The sequence below is a fragment of the Vibrio sp. 10N.247.311.13 genome (assembly GCF_041467595.1).
GTDB classification, from domain to species: domain Bacteria; phylum Pseudomonadota; class Gammaproteobacteria; order Enterobacterales; family Vibrionaceae; genus Vibrio; species Vibrio crassostreae_C.
Window position 1 is genome coordinate 1 of sequence record NZ_JBFSUX010000060.1, and the last position, 12,283, is coordinate 12,283.

9 protein-coding genes and 1 riboswitch are annotated in these 12,283 nt (G+C 43.2%); of the genes, 3 read left to right on the top strand and 6 right to left on the bottom strand.

All coding sequences use genetic code 11. The features are described from left to right. Positions 1 to 805: 805 nt before the first annotated feature. Positions 806 to 2,278 (bottom strand): carboxypeptidase M32, encoded by a 1,473-nt coding sequence (locus tag AB6E52_RS18980; RefSeq protein ID WP_102320368.1) that lies wholly within the window; start codon positions 2,276 to 2,278, stop codon positions 806 to 808. Positions 2,279 to 2,574: 296 nt separating this feature from the next. Here AB6E52_RS18980 and AB6E52_RS18985 point away from each other — a divergent pair, with 296 nt between their 5' ends. Continuing rightward, a complete protein-coding gene (locus AB6E52_RS18985; RefSeq protein ID WP_017058961.1) occupies positions 2,575 to 3,210 on the top strand; it encodes a LysE family translocator in 636 nt (211 codons plus the stop codon). A 106-nt stretch (positions 3,211 to 3,316) separates the two neighbouring features. Here AB6E52_RS18985 and AB6E52_RS18990 read toward each other — a convergent pair whose 3' ends face one another. From AB6E52_RS18990 to AB6E52_RS19005, 4 genes are all read right to left on the bottom strand, one after another. Beyond that, positions 3,317 to 4,792, bottom strand: coding sequence for an aerolysin family beta-barrel pore-forming toxin (locus AB6E52_RS18990; protein WP_017063796.1), 1,476 nt, complete (start codon positions 4,790 to 4,792; stop codon positions 3,317 to 3,319). Positions 4,793 to 5,351: 559 nt separating this feature from the next. Then, positions 5,352 to 5,813 (bottom strand): hypothetical protein, encoded by a 462-nt coding sequence (locus tag AB6E52_RS18995; protein WP_017059728.1) that lies wholly within the window; start codon positions 5,811 to 5,813, stop codon positions 5,352 to 5,354. After that, positions 5,810 to 6,622: a winged helix-turn-helix domain-containing protein gene (locus tag AB6E52_RS19000; protein ID WP_017063797.1), complete on the bottom strand. Its 813-nt coding sequence runs from the start codon at positions 6,620 to 6,622 to the stop codon at positions 5,810 to 5,812. Before AB6E52_RS19000 ends, AB6E52_RS18995 begins: the two co-directional genes overlap by 4 nt. A gap of 384 nt (positions 6,623 to 7,006) precedes the next feature. Beyond that, on the bottom strand, positions 7,007 to 8,377 hold the full coding sequence (locus AB6E52_RS19005) for a sodium:alanine symporter family protein (RefSeq protein ID WP_102320369.1): 1,371 nt from the start codon (positions 8,375 to 8,377) through the stop codon (positions 7,007 to 7,009). 128 nt (positions 8,378 to 8,505) lie between these two features. Continuing rightward, a riboswitch (glycine riboswitch) is annotated at positions 8,506 to 8,625 on the bottom strand. 609 nt (positions 8,626 to 9,234) lie between these two features. On the opposite strand from AB6E52_RS19005, the gene AB6E52_RS19010 reads away from it, so the two are divergent. Both AB6E52_RS19010 and AB6E52_RS19015 read left to right on the top strand, forming a co-directional pair. Further along, positions 9,235 to 9,969 carry a chromosome segregation ATPase gene (locus AB6E52_RS19010; RefSeq protein ID WP_017059725.1) on the top strand — a complete coding sequence of 245 codons (735 nt, stop codon included), beginning with the start codon at positions 9,235 to 9,237 and terminating at the stop codon, positions 9,967 to 9,969. 322 nt (positions 9,970 to 10,291) lie between these two features. After that, on the top strand, positions 10,292 to 10,519 hold the full coding sequence (locus AB6E52_RS19015) for a hypothetical protein (protein ID WP_065584878.1): 228 nt from the start codon (positions 10,292 to 10,294) through the stop codon (positions 10,517 to 10,519). Between the two features lie 143 nt (positions 10,520 to 10,662). Here the strand turns inward: AB6E52_RS19015 and AB6E52_RS19020 are convergent, their stop codons facing one another. Further along, on the bottom strand, positions 10,663 to 12,204 hold the full coding sequence (locus AB6E52_RS19020) for a sodium:alanine symporter family protein (protein WP_017059723.1): 1,542 nt from the start codon (positions 12,202 to 12,204) through the stop codon (positions 10,663 to 10,665). Positions 12,205 to 12,283: the final 79 nt, after the last annotated feature.

Below are 12,283 nucleotides of genomic sequence, written 5' to 3' on the forward strand. Positions count from 1 at the left end.
TATCGCCCAAACTGGTTAAATTTTAACAGTGACATCTACCCTGCCAGATAGGGCAATCACGTAAGCGACTTTTTCTATCCTTTTAATTCATGCTTTGCTTAATTGGCAATCTTGCTAAAACGGAAATGTCCAGAGGCTTCATAAGCCTGAAGCTTTACTCGTGGCGCTTTTCTTGCAAAGTGCCTGCTAGCTCAGATCTGCCCCAAAATCACTTAGATTGAATACTCTACATCGTTTAGGATGCGAACATTTTCCCTACTAAAAGTCATCCATCCTTATGAACTTTAGTTGTGAACAATTGCTATGTATCACATCAACCATTTAGTCACTTTATCTTCACGGGCTGGGGGTAAAATCACAACAAACTGTATGATATCTTTTATATTATTTAAAGGTACAGGGAAAGTGACATGACTGAAGAGATAGTCAGCTTGATACCTCACACTCCTATATAAAGGGTGTAATCCATCAAAACTCGAACTTAAAGTTAACTGAAACGAAAACAAGGCTCTAATTGAACTGATCTGCACCAGTGATACTGGACATTCGACTAAGCGACTTGCCCTACTTCTGTTAATTCATGACTTACTAAATTAGATAAAACGCAACTCGGAAATGTCCAGAACCTTCACAGATGGCACTTCGTAACTCAGAAGTGCCCCTTTTCTAGTTAGAACCAAAGCTACCCTTCAGCCATAATTGTGACTTTTGACTTACAATACTTGTACTATGCTTTTTTCAGCTTGGTTCTACTTACACAGCAAGCTCTGCAAGTAGAAACCTTCAATGTAGTTGGGCGTTTTATCTACAGATAACGACTTCTCAAATGGTCTTTGAAGTATTGCGCATTCAAGGTTTCGCCCGTTGCACCTTTCACCAAGTCATCAGTGGTCAGCAGGCTGCCTTTGCTCCAAATGTTTGATTCTAACCAAGTGAAGATAGGGGATAGGTCACCGCTTTCAATCACAGAGTTTATATCTACCGTTTTCTTCATTGAAGCCATGAACTGCGCCGCGTACATCGCACCTAATGTGTACGATGGGAAGTAACCAAATGCGCCGTCTGTCCAGTGGATGTCTTGCATACAGCCGTTAGTGAAGTTGCCTTGAGTGCTTAAACCAAGGTAAGACTGCATCTTGGTATTCCATAACTCTGGCACGTCAGTGTGTTTGATCTTGCCGTTGATCAAGTCACGCTCAATCTCGTAACGCAGGATAACGTGTGCAGGGTAGGTGAGTTCATCAGCATCGACACGGATGAAGTCTTTCTTCACGCGCGTGTAGATCTTCTGGAAGTTTTCTTTCTCAAATTCTGAGCCTGAGAATTGCTGACCAGCCAAGTTCGCTAAGTGTCCAATGAACGGGTCGCTGCGGCCGACTTGCATCTCGAAGAATAAAGATTGAGATTCATGAATGCTCATAGAACGAGCTTCCCCCGCTGGTTGTCCTGCTAGGTGTTTTGGTAAGCCTTGTTCGTAACGTGCGTGGCCTGTTTCATGCACAATACCCATTAAGCTTTGAACGAATTCCGCTTCGTCATAGCGTGTTGTGATACGCACGTCTGAAGGCACGCCGCCACAGAATGGGTGAACACTTTCATCCAATCGGCCGTGTTCAAAATCGAACTGAAGCAGCTTCATGACTTCTAAACCCAGTGCTTTCTGTTTCTCGGTCGAATAGATACCTGATGGTGCGTTAAATTGCTCGCTCGATTGTTTTTCGATCACTTCATCAATTAAACCTGGAAGCCAAGTTTTAACGTCTGCAAATAGGGTATCAAGTGAAGTAGAGCTGGTGCCCGGTTCATAAATATCCAGCATCGCATCATAAGGCGTTAGATTGGCTGCGTCTGCGCGAATCTGCGCTTCTTCACGAGAAAGCTCAACCACTTCACGCCAGTTCTTTTCGAATCCAACCCAGTCGTTGTTACCGCGTTGGCTACGCCACGCATGTTCACATTTTGAACCCGATAGAGATTTCGCTTCAACCAGTTTTTCTGGAAGTAGGTTTGCTTGTTGCCACTGGCGTTTTATTTCACGAAGTGACGATTGTTGCTCAGTGTTCAGCGCTTCATTTTCAGCGTCTGCAATCCAATCGCCAAGCTGTGGTTGAGTCATTAAGCCGTGAATATGAACAGAAAGCTCGGCCATCGCTTCACTACGAGCTTGGTTACCACCTGCTGGCATCATTGAAGCTTGGTCCCAACCACAAATAGAAGCTAGGTGTTGAAAGCGTGAACATTTTTGAGAGTGTTCGACTAGTTTTTTGAATGCGCTCATTTGACTACTCTTAATTTGGTTTCTTTAAATGATCCTTAGGGCTGCGTCAGCGTTAAGGTTCATCTCGTGTACTTTGATTATGGCTTTGCTTTTTAATGACGCCGACCTTCGCAGTCGAAGATATAGCGAGAAAAGCATGAGGCGGTACGATGCCTTGAATTTACTATTTCTTAACAAATCAAACTGTTCTATTGTGCACAAAATCAGTGAGTTGTATAGCTGGTGGCAATTGTTGCTTGCGAATTGTTCAGATACACGGTATTGATGATAGATCGCTGAACAAAAATGACAATGATATGGATATTTTGAACTTTGAGGCATTTCTAATTGCCATCACTATTTTAACGCTAACGCCGGGCTTAGATACGGCTTTGGTGATTCGCAATACTAGCCGCTCTGGCTTAGCTGACGGTTGTATGACGAGCTTTGGTATTTGTAGCGGCTTGTATGTACACGCGTTTTTCTCTGCTGTGGGTATATCTGCAATCCTCGCCCAATCCGCTGAACTCTTTCAAGCCGTTAAGATGGTAGGTGCGGTTTACCTCATCTGGCTTGGCTTAAGCAGTTTGCGAGCGTTGATGAAAAACGGTGGCGGTTTGAAGGTCGGAGAACAAGCTCAGCAGGCTTACAGTGCAAAGCGTTCTTTGCGTGAAGGCTTTCTGTCTAACGTTCTTAACCCAAAAACAGCAGTTTTCTATCTGGCCTTTTTACCTCAATTTGTAAACCCTGAAGGTTCGCCTTTATTGCAATCTATGTTGATGGCTTCGGTACACTTTATGATTGCGATGGTATGGCAATGTGGTTTGGCTGGCGCGCTTAACTCGGCTAAAAATTTGCTCAAAAACGCGAGTTTTATGAAGTGGATGGAAGGCGTGACGGGCATGGTGCTGGTTGGGCTGGGTGTTAAGCTTCTGATGGAAGAGCCTGTGTAGTTCACCGTTTTCAGTTGAACATGAATATATGAAAGCCCACGATGTGTCGTGGGCTTTGTGCTTTATTACTGGTAGATCTTTGTACCGATCTTATTCTACAGCGCAGTTATTCAACGACGCTAATGTTCATCTCAGCACCTTCGAAACCTAAGTCACTCAACTCATCGGCGTTAAAGTTGGTGGTAACTTCGATGTCGCCAATGCGCTCAGTAGATTCGTTGACGGAATCAGTACTTCTTTTGCTGCGTAGATTGTTAGTAATTGGTGTTGCTTGTCCAATTTCGATAGTACCTGCAAATTGAGATTCAGCGTAGAAATCTCCAGACACGTAAGAGTGGAAGGGGCGTAAGCTTCCGCCAGTCGCGTATTGCATGCTTGATAAGCCAGCTTCTTTAATCGCCCAGCCCCAATCCCACCATTTAGTTTCACCTGGGATGTAACGGTGATCCCATTGGTAGCGAATGTCGGCAGATTCACTGCTGCCACGGCCCATGGTGAAGGTATGAGCCTTGTACGGGCGGTTATCTGGATGAGAGTGCCACGCGTTGCCACCCCAACGAAGGAAGCCGTTGAATTCAACATCGTAGCTAATATCGGCGTTGAATCGGTACGGGTAAGAGATGCTTGAACGATACAGCTCAACTCGAATCGGTAGCTCCGAATTCGCAGGAACCATAGGACGAGCTTGAAGTGTTACTTGTTCGCTAGTGGAGTTGCCATTTGTTTCAGCGAAGCTTTGGTTAGCCTCGAACTTAACGGTGAGCTTAGTTTCGCCAACCAAAGGCCACTTGAAGGTGTTCTCTGTTTGAACGCTCTGTGAGAATCCGTAGCTGTTCGTTTTCGACCAGTTTGTTGATTCGTCTACTTTTAGGTCTACCACCACTTGTTGCGCGATGTTGCTGTTGTTTCTTGCCGTCGCGTAAACCGTTTTCACTAGTTCACGATCCGACTCGACAACATCACCATGCCAAAAGTTGTCGTCGTTAACGGTGTAGGCAAAATTGTCGACGGTGATTTTGGTTTTTTCATCACAGCGATAGCCGCTACAAGAGCCATTGTTATTTCCTTGTATTACCCAACTGTTGCCAGAGCGCTTTATCGTCATGTCTTCGCCCACGTACTGACTGTTATTACCGCCAACCCAAGCGTAACCTAGGTTGTGGGCTAAGTAGCTTAATGGGCGTACAAAGTCGTTACGGTTGTTCACTAATTCATACTGAACATCGATTTCGCTGCCTTCCTGAACCGATTTGGCGGAATAGTTAGGGATTTCAGATTGGTCGTTGTTTGGGTAACAGAACGTTGACCCACTGCTTGATTGCTTAATTTCGCCATGATAACCCGGCCCCATGATTACCCAGTTTCCTTTTAACCCGGTGATCTGCCAAGTGCCCATGCGAGCGACCAAAGTACTCTTCTGCTCTTCTGCTTCATAACGGTCTATAGGACGATAACCAGAGCGACAGACATCTTCACCAAGTTGGTCAAACACTATTTGGTCTGGGTAAATCTTCGCATTTACACCGGTTGATAGAACAGACAACACTGCGGTTGCTAAGAGACTTCTGTTTACTGTGATCATTAACAATTCCCTCATTTGTAATTTTTCTATTTTGATAATGTTTTGTGTGCCGTGCAGTTAACAAGACAAGTTCACTTTTTCATGTTGATAAATAGATAGATACTGAAAAGGGTTGAATTAAATTACCAAGTTAATTCAATGACTTGTATTGTCATTAGTGTTTTTACGGTGAAAGAGTATGCAACTGAACGTAAATTGTTTGATGGGGCTCAAACCGTTTTTAGAAAAATGAAGGCCCATTATTCGGGCTTAGACGTCAAAATTATTTGACGTTATTTTTGGCGTTTGTATGAATGGTTAATTAGAAGAACAGGTATAACCATCCACAATACTCGTAGTTTTAAGGTGGGCAGGTAGTGAGTGACAAAGAGTAAAAATCTAACTTGAATATTTTGCTTTGCTATCGGTTTTAAAATGCAAACACTTAAAGTAAGGAAGACTGTAATAATTGTATTACTGATAAAATAATGAAAATAACCATCCGTTTTTTATGTGTAATATCGGAAAAGCTTGCTACTTGATAATAGGGCACTTGTTGCTAGTGGTAAACTATCTCTAATTATCGTTTGGCCAGAAGTTGCGTTCGGCCTGTATTACACGTTTTAATGATGGCAAATAAATCATTCGAACTTAAGATATCAATCTTTACCGTTAATGGGTCATTGTTGATTAACAGGTAAGGCGCCAATCGGCTGTCATTCATTGTTTTATTTATTTTTTGCACAGAGACTAAGTCAATGGTGCCAGAAATAGAAAAGAAAAGTGATTGAGAAGGACGGGCTGTTCCTCTGAATCGCAGAACAAGTGGGTCGGGCATGTTGTCGTCTTGAACGGACATCAGGTGCAGCACCTTGTTGTTACTTATTTTCGTTAATCCGTCGGTACGTAATACATTGTCATTCACTATCAGGTCCACCACGCTATGTTGGTAGCGATGCTCTTCTTTTGGTTGGGGCGAAGGGATACTCCATATGCCAACCAATAAAACGAATGCAGAAATGAGCGCAACGATTGGCATCATAATTGACCTCTTTCTAGGAATAGGGCCAGTTCGGTACTGGCTTGATCTAGTTGGGTTGGCGTGTAAAAGATGTTGACGGACTGGCGTGTGGCTTTGTTCAGAATAGAGAGCTCAGAATATTCCGCTTCTTCGCTAATGTACGCCACGCAATCACATTGATACTGATAGAGAATGCTTTCTAGCTCTGGCGTCATCGCCATTTCAGGGGCTTGGAAAACTTGTATTTGACCTATCCATTGCTCGCTGAGCCGGTTAACGGGTTTGATATCGCTGAGGTTTCTCTCATTAACCTTAGCAAAAGCCAATAACGCTGATGCCAACAGTAAGCAGCCAGTGGTGAAGTAGCACAACTTGTTTCGGTTTTCAGCAGTGGGAAAGTAAGCCGACGAACTTTGTTTAGGGTTAGGCTTAGGTTCGACTGCAACAGCTGCACCGATAGCAATACCGTTATTGCCGACGGGTATCAGGTTGCTCGCATCAGCAAGGGGAGTTGTGGCTGCATTATTGATGGGGGAGTCGATTACCACGCACTCATCGATAAGGCGATAGCCCACCTTAGGAACGGTGACGATTGGGGTTTCTTTGATGCCTAATCTAACGAACCCTTGGCGCAGTAAACTTATACTTTTCGCTAGTGACGTATCCCCTATGAACTCGTTTCCCCAAGCGAAGCTAATAATATCTTGTTTGTTAACAATATCGGGTGAGTTTTTATGTAATAACTCCAGGACCCGAGTTTCACGGTATCCTACTTTAATAGAACGTTCATCGTTATAAATACGGTTTTTAATCGGGTCGAATCTGATCATATAGCCAACGTTTTATTTTTATTATAATTCTCTCTACAATGTAGATGACTATAAACTGACTAATATATGAATTAAAGTCACATGTTTTATTCTTCTGGTTTTTTGTGTCGTTGAAACAAAAAGAAATTTAATATGTTTGTTACAAAACGCCTGACACCTACGCACAATCTGTTAAATATAAGTAATATCTAATTAAGTGTTGGTTTTATTAGTGTTCTTTTTAGTAGTCTTCTATCTTCTTTATTAAATCGCATAGTGGTCGATTTAATATTCTTGTTATTTATAAGGGCATATGTGCTGCATAATAATTTAAGACGTTTCGCTATGTGATGAAAATAAAAAAGCCCGCAGTTGAATGCGGGCTTGGTATTCAATCACTTCAGTTTACGCTTTAACTGCTTCACAATCATTTGAAGACGTCAACGGTTTGAAGAATAGCTTGGTTTCTTCGATAACAACGTGGCGCAGCAAGATAAGCCCGATTAGGTTCGGAATTGCCATTAGGCCGTTCACGATATCAGCCATTATCCAGATCATGTCGAGCTTTAAGAATGCACCAGAAGCCACCAACGCAATGAAGATGATCTTGTAAGGCAATACAGCTTTGGTACCTAGCAAGAACACAACACAGCGCTCACCGTAGTAGTTCCAACCTAAAATTGTTGTAAACGCAAAGAAGATTAAGCCAACAGAAACCAACATAGGGCCAAGGGTATCTGCATTCAGACCAACAGCGAATGCGTGAGTGGTCATCGCAGCGCCTGAAAGATCAGTCTGCCAAGCACCCGTTAAGATAAGCGCCAAACCTGTCATCGTACAGATGATGATGGTGTCGAAGAAGGTACCTGTCATAGAGACAAGTCCTTGTTTCACACATGAGTCTGTTTTAGCCGCTGCTGCAGCCATTGGTGCGCTACCTAGGCCAGATTCGTTCGAGAACACACCACGAGCGATACCTGATTGGATAGCAAGCATGATGCTCGCGCCAAAGAAACCACCGGTTGCTGCTGTGTTGGTAAACGCAGAAGTCACAACAAGGGTAATGGCATTCAGTAGTTGGTCGGCATTTGAAATCAGAACGCTTAAACACGCGACGACGTACATAACCGCCATAGTAGGAACAACTTTCCCTGCCACTTTAGCGATAGATTGGATACCACCAAGGGTAACCACTGCCACTAATATCGTAAGAACGACAGTAGACATCTCACGCGAAGCGCCAAATGAGATTTGAGTTGCGTCCAAGATAGCGTTGACTTGTGGGAAGGTACCGATACCGAAGCAAGCAACGCCGAGCGCGAAGACAGCGAACATTACCGCTAAGATTCGTGAGCCGACACCGTATTGCAGGTAGTACATTGGGCCGCCAACCATTTCGCCATTGCTATCGGTTCTGCGGTATTTAACGGCGAGTAGACATTCTGCGTACTTGGTCGCCATACCAAATACAGCGGCAAGCCACATCCAGAATAGGGCACCAGGGCCACCAATCTTGATTGCGGTCGCTACACCAACGATGTTACCTGTACCAATGGTTGCTGAAAGTGCAGTACACAAAGCCGCGAAACTCGATACGTCACCCGTACCAGATTTGTCTTTGCTGAACACCATTTTCAGTGCAGTTGGGAGGTGTCTAAACTGGAGTAAGCCTAAGCGAAAAGTAAAGTAGATACCTGTACCCACTAGCAGAATAAGCAGTGGTGGTCCCCAAACGAATTGGTTAATGGTTTGTAGTGTAGCTTGTAGGTGGTTCATAGATTCCCCTTAATAAATTAAAAATTTAAGGAGAAGAGGGAAGGCAGTGCAGATCTCAGGGATCGGGGGCACTACTTAATACATACGGATTTCTAGATAGAATTCTTGTGTTAATTAAGGCTGTTGCTTTCCACTCCTCTGTCCTTTTGCCTGAGAGTTTCACTTAGCGAATCACTTATAGATAAGTAACGGGCACTAAGCTTGCTCCTTCGGCGACCGATCTAACGGTTCTCTCCAGAGGTTCCTCCAACGACAGTCCTCACTTTTCTGGATTTCTCCAGCATAAAGCACCTGAAAGATTTACTTCTTCGGCGGGTCAATCTAACTAAATGTTAATGTTTAGTTAAAAACCACTCTCCTGCAGTCTTCATCGGAACAATTACCTAAATAATTAGGTAATCTGTAGGCGTATCCTAGATCATATAAAATGTGATGTCAGCTACAAAATATCTGTTTGCACAAATGTTGTTCAACTAAATGATCAAACAACGAGTCTCTGACGTAACTTGCTTATTTAAATGGTATAAAATAAAGAAACAAGGAGGAGTTATGACTCGACTAATAGCGATTGTTTTTTTATTGGCTTTGGCATTTGTACTATTTCGTTACCGGACAAACGAAAAACTGCAAAAATGGGTAGTGATAGTTATCGTTAGCAGCTTCCTTTTGTATACTGCCAGCTTGATGATTTCGGAGTTAACTCGTTAAGCCTGCCTGTAAACAGGTGGGATGAATGTGTTAGTACAGCTTAAGTGCTTCTGGCTTGAGCGATAGGTTTAACTGAGCCTGCACTATCAGTATTGGCATTCGTGCCAGTGACCGCGTAACGTTAAACAAATTTTTGGGAGTACCCGCTAGTGAACCAGCAGTCTGGACAAAGCGAACAAGATGAAGTGGTTGTTATAGAAGAACGCGATAAGCGCAGTCAGCTCTATATCGGCATTGCTGCGGTTATAGGTTTAGCACTGGGTGGCTTAATTGGTTCTACAGTTACGGCTTCTAAGTGGGAGTCCACTTACCAGGTACTCGAAACTCGTTATCAAGAACTGCATGACAGCAGAGCACAGTTGATGACATCCGTTGAAACTAAAGTGGCAAAAGTTGATACCGAAATCGATGCGAAAGTAGAAGCCGCTCTAGTGAAACAAACGGAAGAGCATCAAAAAGAGCTCCAGGAATTAGCGAAGCAGTCTTCGGTTTTAGAGAAGGCGAACTACTCGTTAGAGCAACAGCTAAATGAACAGAAGCAAACGTTAGAGCAAACTCAGCAAGACAACCAGAAACTTAATCGTCAGGCTGACATGCAATCGACTTTGTTTGAGCGTGCGCGTGAAGTTTTCCGAAAAGAATTACAGATTTCTCAAGAACTTGAAAAACTTGAGAAAGAAAGAGATCAACTCGAGCAGAATCTTGGTTCTCTTAAGAAAGCGTGTGATGTTTACTTAGATGGCACATCATGGGATGCGAAATCTGACGCGTGTGAGAAGCAAGATAACGCTAACTCTCGACTGAGTGATATCAGACAAATGATTGAAGTCCACACCATGGACCTCAAACAGATCAAAACTCTCACTGAAGAGATGGGTCTATAAGCCGAAGGCTTTACCAACCTAACGTTAGTTTTGCACTAAATATTGAAACGCCCACATCACACACGTGATGTGGGCGTTTTGCGTTTGTCGAGAGCATAGATCCGGTGCTTTCTCATTATTGATTATTTGCGTGTTTTCATTGTTTGCTTAGATATTTGTGAATAGTTACGTATATCCACAATGATATGTTACTTGTTGTCTATTAAATGACTTTGCATACATATTTTCAGCTCAGAGTCGCTGCATAATAGTGTTGTTCAGGATGAACACGCAGTCGATTGCTAGCTCGCATTTGGCTGCTTTGACGACAAGGGATGGAGTGATGCCAGAGTATCTTTGTGAGAACTGCACCATAGCTTATTGTTTCGATGATTGTCGCTCGCCATTAGCGCAAAAAGAGATGATCAAAGTAGAAGAGTTGGTTCGTCGTGTCGATGTTGAACACGATGATGAACAGAGTGAAAAGGGTGAAAAGAGTGAGCAGGGCATTGAAGGTAGTTATTCGCCTAATCGTTCAGACATAAAAAATCCCCACAAGCCAAGCTGGTAGGGATTTTGGATAAGTTGCAGTCCTGTTCTCGCTTTCTCAAGCAAAGGGTCTTACAAAAATTTTTAGAACAGTTTCGTTTTTAGAGCTGTGTCGTTTCTTAGAATGCAGTTAGCTACTAGAGCAAAACCTCATTCCACTAAACGTTATTTCTCATACGTTTTGATTTCGCCTGATTTCACACGAGCAACAAACGATTGCAGTTCTTTCTTCACAACTGGCATCAAGAAGTACAGACCAAGAATGTTGAAGATAGACATCGCAAAGATAGCCGCATCAGAGAAGTCGATTACCGCACCAAATTGAATCGTGGCACCAATAACAACAAACACACAGAACATCACTTTGAAAATCAGCTCCGTTGTTTTGCCTTCACCAAATAGGTAAGTCCAAGCTTTAAGACCGTAGTACGACCAAGAGATCATGGTAGAAAACGCAAACATGATTACTGCGAGAGCGAGTGTGTATTTGAATACTTCTGCCGTTTCAGTAAACGATGCAGCAGTCAGCGTTACACCCGTTAAACCAGAGCCATCGAATGGACCTACGTTTAAACCAGCGATAGTGATAACCAATGCGGTCATTGTACAAATGATTACCGTATCAACGAACGGTTCTAATAGTGATACTAGACCTTCGGTGATTGGTTCTTTTGTTTTAACCGCTGAGTGAGCGATAGCTGCTGAACCTACACCTGCTTCGTTCGAGAATGTTGCACGTTTCAAGCCTTGAATTAGCGCACCAATAAATCCACCAACAACACCTTCACCAGTAAATGCACCTGTAAAGATTGCGCTGAACGCAGGGCCAACTTGATCAAGGTTAGAACCGATAACAATCAGAGCCATACCGATATACAGAGCAGCCATCCAAGGAACAACTTTTTCTGTTACCGATGCGATAGAAGGCATACCACCAACAATCACAGAGAAAACTAAAGAGGCAAGTACAAGGCCAGTGATCACACCGTATTCACTTGGTACATCAAATGCGTAAGTTAACATGGCGTGTGCTTGGTTAGCTTGGAACATGTTACCGCCGCCTAATGCGCCTAAAATACACATTAATGCGAAACCAATAGCGAGCACTTTACCTAGTCCGCCTAAACCTCTTTCACCCAGACCTTGGCTTAGGTAGTACATTGGACCACCCGAAACAACACCTGAAGGTAGGATAGTTCGGTATTTCACACCTAAGGTACACTCACAGAACTTAGAAGCCATACCCAGAAGGCCACACAAGATCATCCAGAATGTCGCGCCAGGGCCACCAATCGCAAGTGCAGCACCTACACCGGCAATGTTACCAAGCCCGACAGTACCAGAAAGCGCCGTTGTTAACGCTTGAAAGTGAGAAACCTCGCCGTCCTCTTTAGAGTTAGGATCGGTATACTTACCTTTGATAATGTCTATCGCCATGCCGACACGTTTAAATTGAACAAAGCCAAAATAAACAGTGAAGATGATCGCAGCGAGCAACAGCCAGCCAACAATCACTGGGAAGTTAGCTTCACCAATCGGTACACTTTTAAATATCAGCCCAACGAACCAACCTGTGTATTCGTTGAAAAAACCATCAACACTTTGACTTAAGTTGCTGATAGCTTGGTTAAATGATCCTTCTTCTGCAAATGCACTGGAACTAAACAATAATATAAACCCAAAAAATAATTCACGTATGTTTTTCATGGTTTTCCCTGTCTTTTTAATAAATTATGTTTGTTGCTGTTGTGTTTGTTTTCTATTTGATTTGTATATCTCAGTGGTT

Excerpts from the sequence above, each read along its gene's own strand:
- AB6E52_RS18980 (WP_102320368.1), bottom strand. The coding sequence starts at position 2,278 with ATGAGCGCATTCAAAAAACTAGTCGAACACTCTCAAAAATGTTCACGC.
- AB6E52_RS19020 (WP_017059723.1), bottom strand. The coding sequence starts at position 12,204 with ATGAAAAACATACGTGAATTATTTTTTGGGTTTATATTATTGTTTAGT.
- AB6E52_RS19000 (WP_017063797.1), bottom strand. The coding sequence starts at position 6,622 with ATGATCAGATTCGACCCGATTAAAAACCGTATTTATAACGATGAACGT.
- AB6E52_RS19005 (WP_102320369.1), bottom strand. The coding sequence starts at position 8,377 with ATGAACCACCTACAAGCTACACTACAAACCATTAACCAATTCGTTTGG.
- AB6E52_RS18990 (WP_017063796.1), bottom strand. The coding sequence starts at position 4,792 with ATGATCACAGTAAACAGAAGTCTCTTAGCAACCGCAGTGTTGTCTGTT.
- AB6E52_RS18995 (WP_017059728.1), bottom strand. The coding sequence starts at position 5,813 with ATGATGCCAATCGTTGCGCTCATTTCTGCATTCGTTTTATTGGTTGGC.
- AB6E52_RS19015 (WP_065584878.1), top strand. The coding sequence starts at position 10,292 with ATGCCAGAGTATCTTTGTGAGAACTGCACCATAGCTTATTGTTTCGAT.
- AB6E52_RS18985 (WP_017058961.1), top strand. The coding sequence starts at position 2,575 with ATGGATATTTTGAACTTTGAGGCATTTCTAATTGCCATCACTATTTTA.